At 71.3% G+C, this 15776-nt stretch carries 15 protein-coding genes and 1 pseudogene; 3 read left to right on the top strand and 13 right to left on the bottom strand.

Annotated features, from left to right (window positions below; genetic code table 11):
* Positions 1-6: 6 nt before the first annotated feature.
* The 5 genes from ACFY1U_RS18975 to ACFY1U_RS18955 all read right to left on the bottom strand — a co-directional run bounded on the left by ACFY1U_RS18975 (position 7) and on the right by ACFY1U_RS18955 (position 6424).
* A complete protein-coding gene (locus ACFY1U_RS18975; protein WP_390695250.1) occupies positions 7-819 on the bottom strand; it encodes a hypothetical protein in 813 nt (270 codons plus the stop codon).
* A gap of 286 nt (positions 820-1105) precedes the next feature.
* Positions 1106-2947: an asparagine synthase (glutamine-hydrolyzing) gene (gene asnB / locus ACFY1U_RS18970; protein ID WP_390695249.1), complete on the bottom strand. Its 1842-nt coding sequence runs from the start codon at positions 2945-2947 to the stop codon at positions 1106-1108.
* Positions 2948-3292: 345 nt separating this feature from the next.
* Complete coding sequence (locus ACFY1U_RS18965) at positions 3293-4294, bottom strand: LacI family DNA-binding transcriptional regulator (RefSeq protein ID WP_390695248.1); 1002 nt, start codon at positions 4292-4294, stop codon at positions 3293-3295.
* A 205-nt stretch (positions 4295-4499) separates the two neighbouring features.
* Complete coding sequence (locus ACFY1U_RS18960) at positions 4500-6017, bottom strand: alpha-N-arabinofuranosidase (RefSeq protein ID WP_390695247.1); 1518 nt, start codon at positions 6015-6017, stop codon at positions 4500-4502.
* A 209-nt stretch (positions 6018-6226) separates the two neighbouring features.
* Entirely contained in the window at positions 6227-6424 is a 198-nt protein-coding gene (locus ACFY1U_RS18955; protein WP_390695855.1) for a hypothetical protein, read from the bottom strand.
* 1 nt (position 6425) lies between these two features.
* On the opposite strand from ACFY1U_RS18955, the gene ACFY1U_RS18950 reads away from it, so the two are divergent.
* Positions 6426-6569 carry a hypothetical protein gene (locus ACFY1U_RS18950; RefSeq protein WP_390695246.1) on the top strand — a complete coding sequence of 48 codons (144 nt, stop codon included), beginning with the start codon at positions 6426-6428 and terminating at the stop codon, positions 6567-6569.
* A 60-nt stretch (positions 6570-6629) separates the two neighbouring features.
* On the opposite strand, the gene helR is transcribed toward ACFY1U_RS18950, so the two are convergent.
* The 4 genes from helR to ACFY1U_RS18930 all read right to left on the bottom strand — a co-directional run bounded on the left by helR (position 6630) and on the right by ACFY1U_RS18930 (position 10782).
* Entirely contained in the window at positions 6630-8834 is a 2205-nt protein-coding gene (gene helR, locus ACFY1U_RS18945) for an RNA polymerase recycling motor ATPase HelR (protein WP_390695245.1), read from the bottom strand.
* 184 nt (positions 8835-9018) lie between these two features.
* Complete coding sequence (locus ACFY1U_RS18940; RefSeq protein ID WP_390695244.1) at positions 9019-9504, bottom strand: GNAT family N-acetyltransferase; 486 nt, start codon at positions 9502-9504, stop codon at positions 9019-9021.
* A gap of 52 nt (positions 9505-9556) precedes the next feature.
* On the bottom strand, positions 9557-10099 hold the full coding sequence (locus tag ACFY1U_RS18935; protein WP_390695243.1) for a hypothetical protein: 543 nt from the start codon (positions 10097-10099) through the stop codon (positions 9557-9559).
* Positions 10100-10197: 98 nt separating this feature from the next.
* Entirely contained in the window at positions 10198-10782 is a 585-nt protein-coding gene (locus tag ACFY1U_RS18930) for a rhodanese-like domain-containing protein (RefSeq protein ID WP_390695242.1), read from the bottom strand.
* Positions 10783-10887: 105 nt separating this feature from the next.
* Here ACFY1U_RS18930 and ACFY1U_RS18925 point away from each other — a divergent pair, with 105 nt between their 5' ends.
* Entirely contained in the window at positions 10888-11175 is a 288-nt protein-coding gene (locus tag ACFY1U_RS18925) for a metal-sensitive transcriptional regulator (protein ID WP_390695241.1), read from the top strand.
* A 21-nt stretch (positions 11176-11196) separates the two neighbouring features.
* Here ACFY1U_RS18925 and ACFY1U_RS18920 read toward each other — a convergent pair whose 3' ends face one another.
* Genes ACFY1U_RS18920 through ACFY1U_RS18910 form a run of 3 tightly spaced genes read right to left on the bottom strand, consistent with a single transcriptional unit; the run spans position 11197 to position 13696 of the window.
* Positions 11197-11946 (bottom strand): sulfite exporter TauE/SafE family protein, encoded by a 750-nt coding sequence (locus tag ACFY1U_RS18920; protein ID WP_390695240.1) that lies wholly within the window; start codon positions 11944-11946, stop codon positions 11197-11199.
* Positions 11943-12323: a rhodanese-like domain-containing protein gene (locus ACFY1U_RS18915; RefSeq protein WP_390695854.1), complete on the bottom strand. Its 381-nt coding sequence runs from the start codon at positions 12321-12323 to the stop codon at positions 11943-11945. The genes ACFY1U_RS18920 and ACFY1U_RS18915 overlap by 4 nt, the downstream gene beginning before the upstream one ends.
* Positions 12320-13696 carry a rhodanese-like domain-containing protein gene (locus ACFY1U_RS18910; RefSeq protein ID WP_390695239.1) on the bottom strand — a complete coding sequence of 459 codons (1377 nt, stop codon included), beginning with the start codon at positions 13694-13696 and terminating at the stop codon, positions 12320-12322. The genes ACFY1U_RS18915 and ACFY1U_RS18910 overlap by 4 nt, the downstream gene beginning before the upstream one ends.
* A 232-nt stretch (positions 13697-13928) precedes the next feature.
* Here ACFY1U_RS18910 and ACFY1U_RS18905 point away from each other — a divergent pair.
* A pseudogene (locus tag ACFY1U_RS18905) lies at positions 13929-14009 on the top strand (PaaI family thioesterase); the annotation flags it as partial.
* A gap of 105 nt (positions 14010-14114) precedes the next feature.
* On the opposite strand, the gene ACFY1U_RS18900 reads toward ACFY1U_RS18905, so the two are convergent.
* The gene (locus tag ACFY1U_RS18900) at positions 14115-15659 is read right to left on the bottom strand and encodes a protein kinase (protein ID WP_390695238.1); all 1545 of its coding nucleotides are present in this window, start codon (positions 15657-15659) and stop codon (positions 14115-14117) included.
* Positions 15660-15776: the final 117 nt, after the last annotated feature.

Here is a 15776-nt window from a genome sequence, read left to right as displayed (position 1 = left end):
CGAGGATCATCTGCACCTGGTCGACGAGGGCGGAGGATCGAATCTGCCGGGATCCGTGAGCGCGATGCGGCCGAAGTGCTCCGCGCAGGCGACGAGAGCGTGGGCGAGGACCTGCGGGTCGAGCGCCGGACCACTCCTGTCGGCCAGGACGGTGGAGATCCAGCCCGCGACCTGGAGCCGAAACCGCTCGCGGTCCGCCTCGATACGGTCACGGACCACCGTGGGCATGTTGCCCGGGGTCAGCAGGATCAGCCGCCAGGTGTCCGGGTCCTCGCGGAGCATCGCGGACATCCGGCGCACCGCCTCGGCGACGAACGCGGCGGGGTCGTGCAGCTCCTGCGTGCCGGGGACCGCCTCCAGCAGACGTCCGAAGGCGCGTGCCTGCTGCCGGTCGAGCAGCGCCGTCAGGAGGGCGTCGAGGTCGACCAGGGGCTCATCGAGTCGCAGGAGATCCTGGGACCGCTCTCGTAAGTGGCACAGCGCGCAGGGAGGTGCAACGCGACCGTGCCGACAGGGCGCTGAGGAAGAGAGACGTGGGGCGGCGGCCCGGCCGATCCGGACCCGCGCCCCGTCCAAGTCGGCGAGCCCTCCCAGGGCGCCGACGATGCGCAGCGGGTCGGCGGTGTTCATGGCGCGCCCGGTGCGCAGATCGGCGGTACCGGCCGCCTCGGCCCAACGGCCGTACGGTGCCTGCGCGTTGGGCCCGGACACCAGGACGGCCGCTTCCGCGATCCGGCCCGCACGACCAGCGAAGGAGCGCGCTTGCTCCGCATGCGCGGTCGCCGGCGGACCGGCGCCCCGTACGAGGGCCGTCTCCAAGGCCGTGAGGCCGACACGCCCACCCGACGCGGAGGTGAAAGAGGAGATCGGCAGGTGACGTCACGCCAGAGCCGCGCGCTGCGTCGATCACTCCGGCAGGCAGGTGCTTCGGGGCTGAGGCCGGCCCGAGTGGAGACCCGGGGGGGGCAAGCTCCCTCGGCGTGTGGGTCTCCGCTTGCCGAGGAGATCGGGCTCTGGCCCCACGACCACCGCGATGGACGTCAACGCCGTGGTCGTCAGCCGCCACGCGCCGGTTCTGACGACGTTGCCCGGACCGCCGCCCGCCTCAGCCGAGTTCGATGTCCGGCCGGTACATGTCCAGCCACACCGCCAGGTCCAGCGCGCGTTCCAGACCGCGCCGTTCGGACTGCGTGTTCACAGGTGTGTCGCGGTGGGCGACGCGGTGCAGGCGGTCACGGTCGACGAGGTCGAAGACGGGGTGGGCGGGCTCGGCCAGCAGGTCCTTGGCCTGGTCCTGGAGCGCAGTGGCGTACTTGGGGTCCTGGGTGGACGGATAGGGGCTCTTGACCCTGTCGTACACCGACTTCGGGAGCAGATCGGCGGTCGCCTCGCGCAGCAGGCTCTTCTCCCTGCCGTCGAAGGACTTCAGCGACCAGGGCGTGTTGTAGACGTACTCCACCAGGCGGTGGTCGCAGAACGGGACCCGGACTTCCAGGCCGACGGCCATGCTCGCGCGGTCCTTGCGGTCGAGCAGGACGCGCACGAAGCGGGTGAGGTGGAGGTGGCAGATCTGCCGCATCCGGTACTCGAAGTCGCTCTCGCCGTCCAGGCGGCGGATGCCGCTGACGGCAGTGCGGTAGCCGGCGTCGACGTATCCGTCCAGGTCGAGGGAGGCGAGCAGGTCCGGGCGCAGGACCTCGGCGTCCTCTCCGAAGTGGCGGCGGAAGTTGACCAGCCAGGGGAAGGTGCCGCCGCGGCGGGCCTCCTCGTCGAAGAACTGCAGATAGCCGCCGAAGACCTCATCGGCGGACTCGCCGGACAGGGCGACGGTCGACTGGTCCCGGATGGCCCGGAACAGCAGATACAGCGAGGCGTCCATGTCGCCGAGCCCGGCGGGCAGGTCGCGGGCCCTGATCACCTTCGCGCGGATGGCGGGGTCGGCGAGTGCCTGCGCGTCGAGCACGATGTCCTGGTGTTCGGTGTGGGCGGTGCGGGCCACGTCGTGCACGAACGGGGTGTCGGGCGTGCCGCGGAGTTCGTCGGCGACGAAATGGTCGGTCTGGCCGACGAAGTCGACGGCGAAGCTGCGTACCTTCTCGCCGTGTTCGCCGAGCCGGCGTGCGGCGAGCGCGGTCATGGCCGAGGAGTCGAGGCCGCCGGAGAGCAGGGTGCAGCGGGGCACGTCGGCGACGAGCTGGCGGCGCACGATGTCGTCGAGGAGGGAGCGTACGGTGGCGATGGTGGTGTCGCGGTCGTCGGTGTGGGGCCGGGTCTCCAGCTGCCAGTAGACGCGGCGCCGCACCCCCGTGCGGTCGACGGTGACGACCGTACCGGGTTCGACCTCCGCCATCCCGTCCCATACGGCGTGCCCCGGCGTCTTGATCATCGTGAACAGTTCGCGCAGGCCGTCCGGCGCGACGCGGGCGGGGGCCAGGGGGTTGGCGAGGATCGCCTTCGGTTCGGAGCCGAACAGGACGCCGTCGGGTGTCGGGTAGTAGTAGAAGGGCTTGATGCCCATGCGGTCGCGGATCATCACCAGCCTGTCCTGGCGGCCGTCCCACACGGCGAACGCGTACATGCCGTTGAGCCGTTCCGCGATCCGCTCGCCCCATTCGAGGTAGCCGTGCAGGACCACCTCCGTGTCGGAGTCCGTGGTGAAACGGTGGCCCCGGCCGGTGAGTTCGCGGCGCAGCTCCGTGAAGTTGTACGTCTCCCCGGAGTAGACAAGTGCCACGGTCCCGTGCGGGGTGCCGACCGTCATCGGCTGGCGGCCGCCGGGCAGATCAATGATCGCGAGCCTGCGATGCCCGAGGGCCGCGGGACCCTGCACCCAGGTGCCGCGGTCGTCGGGGCCACGGCAGGCCATCGTCTCGGTCATTGCATCCAATACGACCGTCTCGCTGCCCAGGTCGCGATCGAAGGAGATCCAGCCGGTGATGCCGCACATGGGGTGCCTCCCGCTCGAGGTCTGCACGGGGATGCCGTTCCACCTGCGATTTCTCGCATGCAACGACGTCTCACCGACAGACAAGATGTAACTGCCACGCATATGCGAGGGTGCGCCGCACCGACCACCTGGTCAACACGGCCGTAACATGAACGACCCGTCGACCCGCCCTTTTCAGCCCCACTTTGCATCGGCGAAACCCGCGGCGCCGCGCGCCACCAGGCCCCGTCCGCCGGGAATCGGCCACAGGCAAAAACTTCCCCACCGTGGAGCCATTGGGGTGTGGTCGCTCAGGGGCGAGGTCGGGCAGGACGGGTTCGCCGCGGTTGGTGGGTCAGGGGGTGGTCAGCCGCCCGTCGACTCCCGGATCACCAGGGAGAAGCCGCCGACGACGTCCTGGTGCGGGGCCGGGGGGCCGGTCTGTTCGATGCGCCGGATCAGGAGGTCGACCGCCCGCTCGGCCATGCCGTCGTGGTCCGGATCGACGCTGGAGAGCGAGGGGATGAAGAACTCGCTCTCCGAGACGTTGTCGAAGCCGATCACCTTCACCTGGTCGGGTACGCGCGTGCCGACGTCGGCCAGGCCCCGCAGCACGCCCATGGCCAGCGAGTCGGTCACGCAGAACACGCCGTCGAAGTCGAGCCCGCTCCTCGCCATCTCTTGGGCCCGTTCGGCGCCTTCGCGCATGCCGAGCCGGTCCACCTGCTGCACCAGGGCGCGGTCCGCGGACAGGCCGGCGTCCTCCAGGGCCTTGCGGTAGCCGGCGATGCGCAGGCTGGAGGTGTCCACTTCCTCGACCGCCCCGCACACGATCGCGATACGCCGGCAGCCCCGCTCGATCAGGTGCCGGGTGGCGGCGCGGGACGCGTCGAAGTTGGGCATGGCGACGTGGTCCGCGGGGCCGCCGAAGATCCGGTCGCCGAGGATGACCACCGGGTGGTCCACCCTGAGCCGCTCGGCATCGCCCTGCCCCATGCCCGCTGCGCTCAGGATGAGCCCGTCGTAGAGCCGGTTGCGGGAGAGGGACAGCGCGTCCAGCTCGTTGTCCCGGGAGGCGGTCTGTTCGATGCTCACCCTCAGGCCGCGCCGCTCGGCCGCGGCGATGATGGTGGCGGCCAGCAGCCCGTAGTAGGCGCTGTCCACCTCCGGAACGGCGAGGCCGATGGTTCCGGTACGGCCCTTGCGCAGATTGCGGGCCGCGACGTTGACGCGGTAGTCGAGCCGGGCCATGGCCTCGAGCACCTTCTCGCGCGTCGCGGGTCGGACGTTCGGATGGTCGTTGATGACGTTCGAGACGGTCATCGGTGAGACCCCGGCCGCCTTCGCCACGTCCTGGATCGTTGTCACCCTCACCCCTGACCTGCCGTCTCGGAACCCGTTCGCATGCTATGCCTCACCCCGGTCGCGCAGGACGGTGAAGGAGTGCGGCGGGGACCTGCGCACCGTCCCCGTCGGCCAGGTCGCCGGCAGGGGCCTCGGACGCGGCGCCGAGCCGACTGCCGGCCTCCCGGGAGACGGCCGGAGCCGGAGATCGCGGTCGGATCGGGTCGTGTCAGGCGAGCGGGGCGCTGACCGTGACGAACGAGTGCGGCGGCAGCGTGAGAGTGAGCCCCTGGCCGGTGGCCTTGAGGGCGTCGAAGGGGCGCGGGGCGACCGTCCCCGGCGTGCCGGGCGTGTTGTGGTCCTGCAGCCGGTCGGCCGTCAGGATGCGGGCGCTCGGCTCGCCGACGGAGCGGCCGCGCAGGTCGAGCGTCACCTCGGCGGGCTCCTCCGCGTCCAGGTTGGACAGCGAGATCAGCACCGTCCCGTCCTTGACGCTGGCCGAGGCGGACAGGGTCTCCAGCTCCGTGTCGCCGACCGTGCGACGCAGCGCGTCGCCGCGCAGATGGACGGCGAGTGAAGTGGCGTCTTGGTGGCCCTTGTTCATCTCGAAGACGTGGTAGGTCGGGGTCAGCACCAAGCTGTCGCCGTCGGTCAGCAGCATCGCCTGCAGGACGTTGACCGTCTGTGCGATGTTGGCCATGTACAGGCGGGCGGCGTGCCGGTGGAAGATGTCGAAGTGGGTGGAGGCCACCAGCGCGTCGCGCAGGGTGTTCTGCTGGAACAGGAAGCCCGGGTTGGTGCCCGGCTCGACGTCCCACCAGGTGCCCCACTCGTCCAGGACCAGCCCGACCGTGCGGCCCGGGTCGTAGACGTCCATCACGGTGGAGTGGCCGGTCAGGATGCGATCGAGGCGGCGGGCCGCGACCATGGTGCGGTAGTGGTCCTCGGTGTCGAAGACGGTCGCGCTGCCCTTCGCCTCCCAGGGGCCGGCCAGCGTGTAGTAGTGCACGGACAGGCCCTGGAAGAAGTTCTTCGGGGTGGCCTCGCAGCCGAAGCAGCTGATCTGCTGCATCAGCGTCTCGGTCCACTTGTAGTCGTCGTCCGAGGCGCCCGAGGCGATGCGGTAGAGCTTGTTGTCGCCGTGGTCGCGGCAGTAGGTGGCGTACTGGCGGGCCAGGTCGGCGGAGTACTCGGCGCGCATGTTGCCGCCGCAGCCCCAGGTCTCGTTGCCGATGCCCCAGAACCTCACCCGCCAGGGCTCCTCGCGGCCGTTGGCCCTGCGCAGCCGCACCATCGGGCTGTCGCCGTCCCGGGTGAGGTACTCGACCCACTCGCTCATCTCCCGCACCGTGCCGGAGCCGACGTTGCCGCTTATGTACGGCTCGGCGCCGAGCAGTTCGCACAGGGCCATGAACTCGTGGGTGCCGAAGTGGTTGTTCTCCTCGACGTCGCCCCAGTGCGTGTTGACCATGCTCGGCCGCTGCTCGCGCGGGCCGATGCCGTCCCGCCAGTGGTACTCGTCGGCGAAACAGCCGCCCGGCCAGCGCAGGTTGGGGATGTCCAGGGCGCGCAGCGCCTGGACGACGTCGAGGCGGATGCCGCGCTCGTTGGGTATCGCCGAGTCCTCCCCGACCCAGAAGCCGCCGTAGACGCAGCGGCCGAGATGCTCGGCGAAGTGACCGTAGAGGTGACGGCTGATCCTCGGGCCCTCGATGTCGAGGTTGATGACCGCGGTGGCGTTGGGCACGGACGCACTCCTGTGTCGGGTCACGGACGTGGATGGGGGCGACACTGCATGACAACCGCTTTCTTGTAGCGATACAAATGTAGCTGTCGCGGCTCTGCGTCCGCCACGTCCGCGGCGATCAGGACTGGGCGAGCGTGAGGCGGGGGTGCTCCGCGATCAGCTCGGTGAAGCGGCCGACGCCCCAGACGCGCGGGGCGGTGTCGGCCGGGTCAGCTCGAACGCCCCTCCAAGTAGGCGGGGTTGAAAGGCTTGTCGGCGTCGATGAAGACGAGGCCGAACGGGACCTCGTCCGCCGGCCGGGGCAGAGCATCCAGGACCCTGCCGACGCGTAGGTCGACGATGTGGTCGAGCCCGGCACGGGCAATGTCGGCGGCGGCTACGGCGGTGTGGTGCTCGTCGGCCTCCAGAGTGACCAGGCGCCCGCCTTCCGGCAGGGCCCGGGCGAGCCAGGCCCTGGTTGAAGGCGACCTGGTGCGGCGGCAGCCCTGCCCGCTCGCCGCCGTGGCGGCAGGCGAGCAGGGCGTCGTCCTCTTCGACGAGCAGGCCGTTTAAGTAGTAGGCGACGAGCCGTAAGTCCCTGAAGGGAACCTACTAAGGATCTCCGACGGCCCTTCAATGGTTTTCAGCTTGTGAGGGTGACGAGTTGAGGATGACGAGTTGCTGCGTCGCTCGCGTCATGGCGACATAGCGATCGACCGCGCCTTCGACCGCACCTTCGATGCCCTGGCCGAACGCCTCCGGGTCGACGAGGACGACCAGGTCGAACTCGAGCCCCTTCGACAACTCCGGGGTCAGCGACCGGACCCGGGGCGTCGCCCGGAATGCGGGATCGCCGATGACGCAGGCGATCCCCTCGGCATGCCCGGCCAGCCAGGTGTCCAGGATCGGGTTCAGTTCCGCGACAGCGCCGTGTACGACGGGGATGCCGCTGCTGCGGATGGAGGTCGGCACGTTGGCGTCCGGGAGTACGGCCCGGATGACCGGCTCGGCTTCCGTCATGACCTCTTGCGGCGTGCGGTAGTTGATGCTCAGGGAGGCCACACTGACCCGGTCGAGCCCGATCCGTTCGAGCCGTTCCTGCCATGTCTCCGTGAACCCGTGCCGGGCCTGGGCACGGTCACCGACGATGGTGAAGCTGCGGGACGGGCAGCGCAGCAGCAGCATCTGCCATTCCGCGTCGGTGAGTTCCTGGGCCTCGTCCACGACGATGTGCGCGAACGGGCCCGCGAGCAGGTCCGGTTCGGCGACGGTCAGTTCGGCTTCGTCGACCAGGCTGACCTTGGCGTCCTGGCCGCGCAACATCCTCACCAGGCCTTCGCCGTCGTCACCGTCGGCGCCGGAATCGGCCGCCGCGTCGATGAGGTTGTCCACGACCTGCGCCATGCGCTCGCGCTGGGCGGCGAGGACAGCCGCGTGCCGGCGCCTGCGCAGGGCGGTCTCCGGGTCGCCGAGCCGCTGCCGGGCGGCGTCCAGGAGCGGCAGATCGGACACCGTCCAGGCCTGGGCATCCGCCCGCTGCAACCTGCGGACGTCCTCGCGGCTCAGCCAGGGCGCGCACATCCGCAGATAGGCCGGCACCGACCACAGATCTCCGACCAGGTCGGCCGCTTCGAGCAGCGGCCACGCCCGGTTGAGGGTCCCGACGAGTTCCTTGTCCTGCCGCAGCGCCCTGCGGAACTGCTCCGGCGGCAGGTCGTCGCCGTCGTATCCGTCCTCCAGGATCGTGACCAGCCTGTCCCAGATCTGATCACGCGCCTCGTTGTGCGGGGTGCCGGGTTCCGGCGCGTCGAACGCCTCGGCCCAGTCGTCCGCGGTCAGCCGGATGCCGGTCCAGTCGACGGTGACCGTCATCGCCTCGGTGGGCGGCTCCTCGTAGAACCGGACGGCCTTCTCGATCGCCTTCACCATGTCCGCGGACGACTTGAGACGGGCCACCTCGGGGTCGCTCTCGACGCTCGCGCCGGCTCCCTCGTCGACGAGGTCCCGCAGGATGCAGGTCTGCACGCCCTCCTCGCCGAGGCTCGGCAGGACGTCGGCGACATAGTCCAGGTAGGGCCGGTGCGGGCCGACGAACAGGACGCCGCCACGACGGTGACCGAGGCGGGGGTCGGAGTAGAGCAGGTGGGCGGAGCGGTGCAGGGCGACGACGGTCTTGCCGGTGCCGGGGCCGCCGTCGACGACGAGAGCGCCGCGGGATCCCGCCCGGATGATGGCGTCCTGGTCGGCCTGGATGGTGGCGAGCACGTCCCGCATGCGGGCCGAACGGTTGCTGCCCAGGCTGGCGATGAACGCGGACTGGTCGTCGAGCGCGGCGCGCCCTTCCAGCCCGTCGGCGGTGAACACCTCGTCCCAGTAGTCGCTGATCCGGCCGCGGGTCCAGCGATAGCGTCGGCGGCTGGCGAGGCCCATCGGGTTGGCGTGGGTCGCCGCGAAGAACGGCTCGGCCGCGGGAGAGCGCCAGTCGAGCAGCAGGCGACGGCCTGTGCTGTCGGTCAGGCCGAGTCGTCCGATGTAGACGGGCTCGGGGTCGTCCGCGCTGACGATGTGTCCGAGGCACAGGTCCAGGCCGAAGCGGCGCAGGGCACGCAGTCGGCCGGTCAGCCGGTGCACCTCCATGTCCCGGTCCATCGCCTGCCGGCCGATGCCGCCGGGTCCCTTGAGCTCGGTCTCGAGGCGGGCGGACAGTTCGGCGATCGTCTGCTCGAGGTTCTGCGCGATCGCGGCGAAGTGCCGCTCGTCGCCGGCGATCAGGGTGGGGTCGGCCTTGTGGGCGAGTCGGTCGGGAAGGTCGAACGCACGGGTGGTCAAGGGGGTCATGTCACCGGACAGAACATGCACGTCGTGAAGCTCCCATTTCCGCAGCTTGTGGCCTCGGCGTGCGATTGTGCGGCACGACCGGGGCCTTGCCGCAAGCCCCCCAGTGCGCTATAAGTTGAGAGTGGCAAGGAGTGGCTGACCTCCTTGCCTTTGCTTTTTGCCCTGGTTTTTTTGAGCGGGGTGCTCAGGGTTCGAGCGCGATGCTCAGGCCAGTTCGCCGCGCAGGATGCTGTAGCGTCCGGGTGAACCCGACCTTTTCCAGGGCGCGTTGTTCGGGGATGTTGCCCGCTTCGGTGTCCGCCTCGATGCGTACGACCGTGGTGTTCGCGAAGAGGTAGTGGACCAACTGCCGTTGCGCCTCGGTTCCGACGCCCTGTCCGCGGGCCTCCGGCAGCAGGTTGATGCCCATGTTCCAGTAGGTGGTGGTCCGGGTGGGCCTGACCTGCCGCCAGGCGACGAACCCCAGCCGCTCCGCGCCGCGCACCACCATCAGATGCCCTCCGTCGTCGCCGAGCAGGCCGTTGTCCGCCCACTGGCGCCGCCAGCGCCCGGTGTCCGACCAACCCCACCACTGGAAGGGCACAACGGTCTCCGGATCGATGAGGAAGCGTTCCATGACAGGCAGGTCGGGCTCGGTCACCGGACGCAGCGCAACACCGTCGATGCTCATGCGCGCCACCCTACGGCGCGACTCGGCGGTTGCCGGTACTCCGTGGAGAGGGTCAACTCCCCTGCCCCGCCCAGCCGGTGAGGGCGACGACCTCGCGCGCGATGTCCCCGACGGTGCGTCCGTCCGTCATGACGCGCACCGCCTCCGCGGGGGCCCGCCGGTCCAGGATCCGGGCCTTGCGGGCGCTGCCCTCGATCTCCTTCTCCAGCTCCGAGCCGAGTTCCCGCCGTACGAGCCGCTCTCGGGCGGTGGCATCGGTGGCGGTGAGCAGGACCCGTACGGCCCGCACCTCCGCTCCCATGGCGCGCTCGAACATGCCCGCCGCCTCGGGGAGCACACTCGCCGTGTTCGTGTAGATCAGACGGCGACAGCCGCGCCGGGCGTAGTTCGCCCATACCGCGGTCAGATTGCTCTCGGTGATCTCCGCGCGATGCGGATCGCCTTCCGGGGCGGGGTGCACCTGCCCCATGAAGTCACCGTCGATGACCGCGTGAGCGACCGCCGCGGTCCGCAGCAGCGCCGACACCTCCCAGCCGACCGTCGTCTTGCCGACTCCGGCCCGTCCTCCGATGAGCAGCACCTCCGCGCGATCCATGGGACGCAGCGTGCCAGTTCGGGGCCGGCTCATGCCATCCGATATCCATCGGTCTTCAGGGCTCTCCGGTCACTCGGCCAGGTCCAGCCCCAGGGGTGTCAGCCGCTGCGGAGGGCCGTCAGCGCGGCGTCGAGGTCGGCCGGGCGGGGCCGGTTGTGCGGAAGTCTGCCGAGCAGGGCCGCCATGCCGCAGGTGTCGGTGAGCGCGGAGAAGACCAGGCCGCCCGCCATGGCCGCCGAGACGAGCTGGAAGGCCGGGTGCACGAGGAGGCCGAGCGCCAAGCCCAGCAGCACCAGCGTGCCCGCGGTGAAACGTACCTGGCGCTCCATGCCCCAGGTTGCCCGTGCTCGCTGAGTCGGCCGGTGCAGGTCGTGTCCTGCGGCGGCCCAGGCGGCGGTGCCGCCGGTCAGCGTCGCCGCCGGGATGCCCTGCTCGGCAAGGAGGTTGCACGCGTTCCGCGAGCGGGCCCCGGAGGCGCACACGACCAGGACGTCGCCGCGTTCGGCGGCCTGCCGGATGCCGGGCAGGGCGCGGCGGAGCGCATCCAGGGGAATGTTGAGCGCACCGGGCAGATGGCCGGAGGCGTACTCGCCGGGCGTGCGCACATCGATGACCGTCAGCCGGTGGAGCAGGCCATGGACCTGGTCGGTGGCGAGGGCGGAGGGAACGGAGGAGGCAGTCACGGCAGTGGTGATCCTTTGCTGGGCTCTGAGTTCGTCGGAGTTCGACGCCGTCCCGAACCGGGACGTACAGTACCCCTAGGGGTATACGTCGACGGAGGAGTAGTCGTGGAGATGGAGCTCGCGGGTGCGGAACTGAAGGCAGTGCTGAACCGGCTGCGTCGCGCTCAGGGCCAGATCGCCGGTGTGATCCGGATGATCGAGGAGGGGCGCGACTGCGAGGACGTCATCACCCAGCTCTCCGCGGCCTCCCGCGCCCTGGACCGGGCGGGTTTCGCCATCATCGCCACCGGTCTGCAGCAGTGCCTGACCGACGTCGAGTCGGGCCGCAGGAACGGCGAGGACGTCGAGCAGATGCGCGCCCGTCTGGAGAAGCTGTTCCTGTCACTGGCGTGAGGGATCCATCGGCTGCGGCCGTCACACGGCCGAGCCGATCAACATGAAGCCGGCCACACCCAGCAGCACCAGGGCGAAGATCCGCTGCAGCGCGTGCCCCGACACCTTGGTGGCAAGGCGCTTGCCGTCCCAGGCGCCGAGGACGGCGGCCCCGGCGAACGGTCCGATGACGGCCCAGTCCAGTCCGTCGGCCGTGCCTGCGCGCAGCGCCAGGGCGGCGACCGAGTTGAGGGTGATGACCAGCAGGCTCGTCCCCACCGCCGCCCGCATGCGCAGCCCGAGGACGCTCACCAGGGCCGGTACGGCGAGGAAGCCGCCGCCCACTCCGAGGATTCCGGTCACCGCCCCGAGTCCGGCCCCCGCAGCGGCCGCCCGGCCGGGCCGGACCGTGCGGACGGCATCGGGCGGGCCGGGCCGCGGGCGCAGCATGCGCACCGCGGCGACCAGCGCCACCAGGGCGAAGGCCGCGGTGAGCACCGCCGCGGGCAGCCGCGCGGCCACCAGCCCGCCGAGCATGGCGGGCCCGATGCCCGCGGCCGCGAACAGCAGTCCGGTGCGCCAGCGGACCTGACCGTCCCGGGCGTGCGCGGGCAGCGCGGTGGCCGTGGTGACGGCCACGATGACCAGGCCGGCGGTGGTGGCCGCGACCGGGGTGAAACCGAACAGGTAGATCAGGGCGGGGACGGCCAGGACGCTGCCGCCTCCCCCGAGCGCGCCCAGCGCCAGGCCGATGACGGCACCGGACACCAGGGCGAGTACGAGAACACTCACGCGACCGTTCCGCTCTCACCGTGCCGGTCCACCACGGGCAGCCCGAGGCGGGCCCAGTCGCGCATCCCGCCCACCACGTCCACCGCGTCGGCGCCCCGTGCGACCAGGAGTTCGGCCGCCTGCCGGGACCGGTTGCCCGAGCCGCAGATGACCACCAGGGGCCGGCCCGCCACCCGCTCGGGCAGTGCCGCGCCCGCCGCCAGCGCGGACAGGGGGACGTGTACGGCGCCCGGGGCGTGACCCGTCTGCCACTCGTACGACTCGCGGACGTCCAGCAGTACGGCGTCCCGCTCCGCCGGCACACCGTCCACGTGTCCGGTGCACTCGGCGGCCCGCCGCGCGTCGACCCGGCCGGGCCCGCGTCTGAACAGGTTCAACGACACGGTCCGCTCCTCCCGGTCAGTCCCGCCTTGTCCGCGGCGCCGAAGGAGTCGTCGACGGCGACGACGTCCCGGCCGGCGGCGTGCAGCAGGGAAGCGGCGATGGCGGCGCGCATACCGCCGGCGCAGTGCACCCACACCTGGCCGTCGGGGACCTCGCCGAGCCGCCGGTGCAGGGCATGCAGGGGGATGTGGACGGCCCCGTCCACGAAGCCGCCCTCGCGTTCGCTCTGCCGCCGGACATCGAGCACGGCCACGTGCCCGTCCCGTCGGCGGTCCGCCAGGTCGGCGAACGTGGCGCGCGGGAAGGAGACCGGGGTCTCGCCCGCGCGCACCCAGTCCGACGGATCACCGGTCGCGGCCGCGGCCGGGCGGTCGATGCCCACGCGGGCCAGCTCCCGCTGCGCGGCGCGGAGTTGACCGGCCGACTCGGCCAGCAGCGTCAGCGGCTTGCCCCAAGGGATCAGCCAGGCCAGATAGGTGGCGAGCTGCCCCTCGGCCTCGAAGTTGACGGAACCGGCGACATGTCCTTCGGCGAAGGCCACGCGGTTGCGCAGGTCCACCACCCACTCCCCCGCCGCGAGCCGGGCAGCGATCTCGTCGGCGTCGGCGACGGCGGGCGGGGTGAGGTCGACGGGCGCGGGTCCGGCGGCGTTGGCGGGGCCCATGTGGACGTAGTAGGCGGGAATGTCGTCCAGTCCGGCCAGCAGATCGGCGACGAAGGTGTCCACATCACGGGTGAACGCCCCGTTCGACGCCTTCTCCTTGCCGATGGTCGTGTCGCCGCCCTCCGCCCGGGCCGAGGAGCAGAAGCTGCCGAAGCCGTGGGTGGGCAGCACCGGCGTCTCGTCGGGCAGTTCGGCCGCGAGGCGGTGCGCGGAGGCGTGCTGGGCGCGGGCGAGGCGCTCGGTCAGCCGTGGTTCGACCAGGTCGGGCCGCCCGACGGTGCCGATGAGCAGCGAGCCGCCGGTGAACACCGCGACCGCCGTTCCGCGCTCCTCCAGGACGTAGGAGGTGTGGTGCGGGGTGTGCCCGGGGGTCGCCACCGCGCGCAGAACCAGCCCGCCGTCGGCATCGACCTCCGTACGGTCCCCGTCGTCGACCGGCACCCGTTCGAAGGCGACCGTGGCGCCGGCGGGCACGAGATAGGCGGCGCCCGTGACACGGGCCAGTTCCAGACCGCCGGTGACGTAGTCGTTGTGCAGGTGGGTCTCGGCCACATGCGATATCCGCACACCCCGCCGCGCCGCCGCCGCGATCACCTGGTCGATGTCGCGCGGCGGATCCACCGCGACGGCCGTGAGCCTGCCGCCCGCCAGATAGCTCCGGTTGCCGAGGCCGGCCACTTCGATCGTGTCGACGAAGAACACGAGACACTCCCTTCCGCCGAAGAAATACCCCCTGGGGTATCTGTTTTCCACCATAACACGGGTACCCCCGGGGGTATTTTCCGTGCGGTCTGCGAGCGGGAACTCGACGTGATGGTGATCGACGTGGCCGTCATGGACGGGGACTGGCGCAGGGAGTGCCGGCGCGCAGCGATCGCCGCGCTCGGACGCGAGCTGCGCACCCTGGTGGACACCGGGCACGCCTTCGTGTGCGATGCCGAGCGTGCTGCTGGACGAGCTGATGGGCTTTGCCTGCTACGCGGCCGGAAGCCCCGCCATGACCGTCTCGCTCGACATGCGCTACCACCGGCCCGTACCGCTGGAGACACCGCTGCGGGTCCACGCCCGCGTCACGGCGTGCCCCCTTTCCGAGCACATAGGGCTCATGGGCCCGTCGGACTCACCGGGGCTGTTCCGTGAACCCGTCCCTGACGTGGTCGAAGACCGGGCGGTAGGTGCTCCACTTGGCCTCCGGGGCCGACAGATAGATGTCGTACTCCCGGCCGCCCGCGGTGCCGTAGCCGAGGTCGATGGCGCGGAAGACACGGGCCCGACCCTGGAAGGTGAACTCCCACACCGCCGCCGGCTTGCCCCGGAAGGTCGTCTCCTGCATGCGCAGCCTGCGGTAGACGGAGTAGTTGGCCTTGGTGTTCGCCTCGATGTCCTTGAAGTGGCCGACGGGGTTGGAGCCCGCAGGGTCCACCATGCCGATGGTGACGCCGGCCAGGCCGGTCGGGTCGGTGTAGGTGACCTCGTCGTCGCTCGGCTGCCCCTTCGGCCGCCAGCCGTCCGGCACGGGGAAGGACACGCCGAGCCGGTCGGCGCGGACCAGGTGGTAGCCGTCGGGGACGGGCGAGGGCGACGCGGACGGGGTGGGCGTGGTCACCGCGCCCGCTCCGGCCCGGTCGGCCCGGTGCGACGTCATGTACAGCGTGACGGCGGTGGCGGCCACGGCCAGGACCGCCACGACCGGCACCAGGACACGGCCCCTACGGCCGCGACGGCGACGGCGTGCGCTCCTTCCCGTCTGCGCCGGTGGGGCCGGCGGCGCCGCGGAGGTGTGGTGCATGGTCGAGTCGTCGCCCCCCGGGCCGACGGGGAGAGCGGGGGACCGCTCGGTCGGCGGGCCGGTGGACCAGGCGGCCCGCAGCGCCCGTTCCGTCTGCTCCGCCGTGGGCCGGTCCTCGGGGTCCTTCGACAGCAAGGCCTCGATGAGCGGTTCCAGCGGACCGGCCTTGCGCATCGGCTCCAGCGGGTCCACGACGATGGCGTACGCGGTCTCCATGGGCGTGTCACGGCGGTACGGCGGACGTCCCTCCACCGCCTGGTACAGCGTCGCGCCCAGTGACCACAGGTCCGAGGCCGGGCCGGGCTTGTGGCCGCGGATCCGCTCGGGGGCCATGAAGTCGATGGAGCCGATCATCTCCCCGGTCTGGGTGAGGGTCGAGGTCCCGGCGGTCTGCGCGATACCGAAGTCGGTCAGGACGACCCGGCCGCCGGGGCCGAGCAGGACGTTGCCGGGCTTGATGTCGCGGTGCAGCACGCCGGCCGCGTGCGCGGCGCGTACGGCGGAGATCACACCGAGGCCGATGCGTGCCGCCTCCTCGGGCGGCAGCGTCTGGCCGCCGTCGAGGACGTCGGCGAGGGTGCCGGCGGGGACGTACTCCATGACGATGCACGGCTGCCCCTCGTCGTCGACGACGTCATGGACGACGACCACGTTGGGGTGCACGACCCGGGCGGCGCTGCGCGCCTCGCGGCGGACGCGTTCGTACAGCGTGGTGATCTCGGCGTCGGACAGGTGCGGCGGTGTGTGGAGCCGTTTGAGCGCGACCTGACGGGTGAGCTCCTCGTCCTCGGCGCGCCACACGGTGCCCATACCGCCGCGACCGATGCTCTCGACCAGCCGGTAGCGCCCGGCGACGAGCCGCCCTTCGTCCGACACTGCTTCGCCCTCCGCCCGCTCTGCCCATTACCTTCCTTGTAGAGCCCGGTTCGGGCTCGTGGCCTCCAGGCCCGGTATGACTCGTTGCCCCTGTCCTTGATGATCCGGGGGGTGCTG

Origin of the sequence: Streptomyces sp. NPDC001351 (assembly GCF_042896045.1) — a bacterium.
Classification (GTDB): Bacteria; Actinomycetota; Actinomycetes; order Streptomycetales; family Streptomycetaceae; genus Streptomyces.
This window is presented reverse-complemented; position numbering and strand designations above follow the sequence as displayed.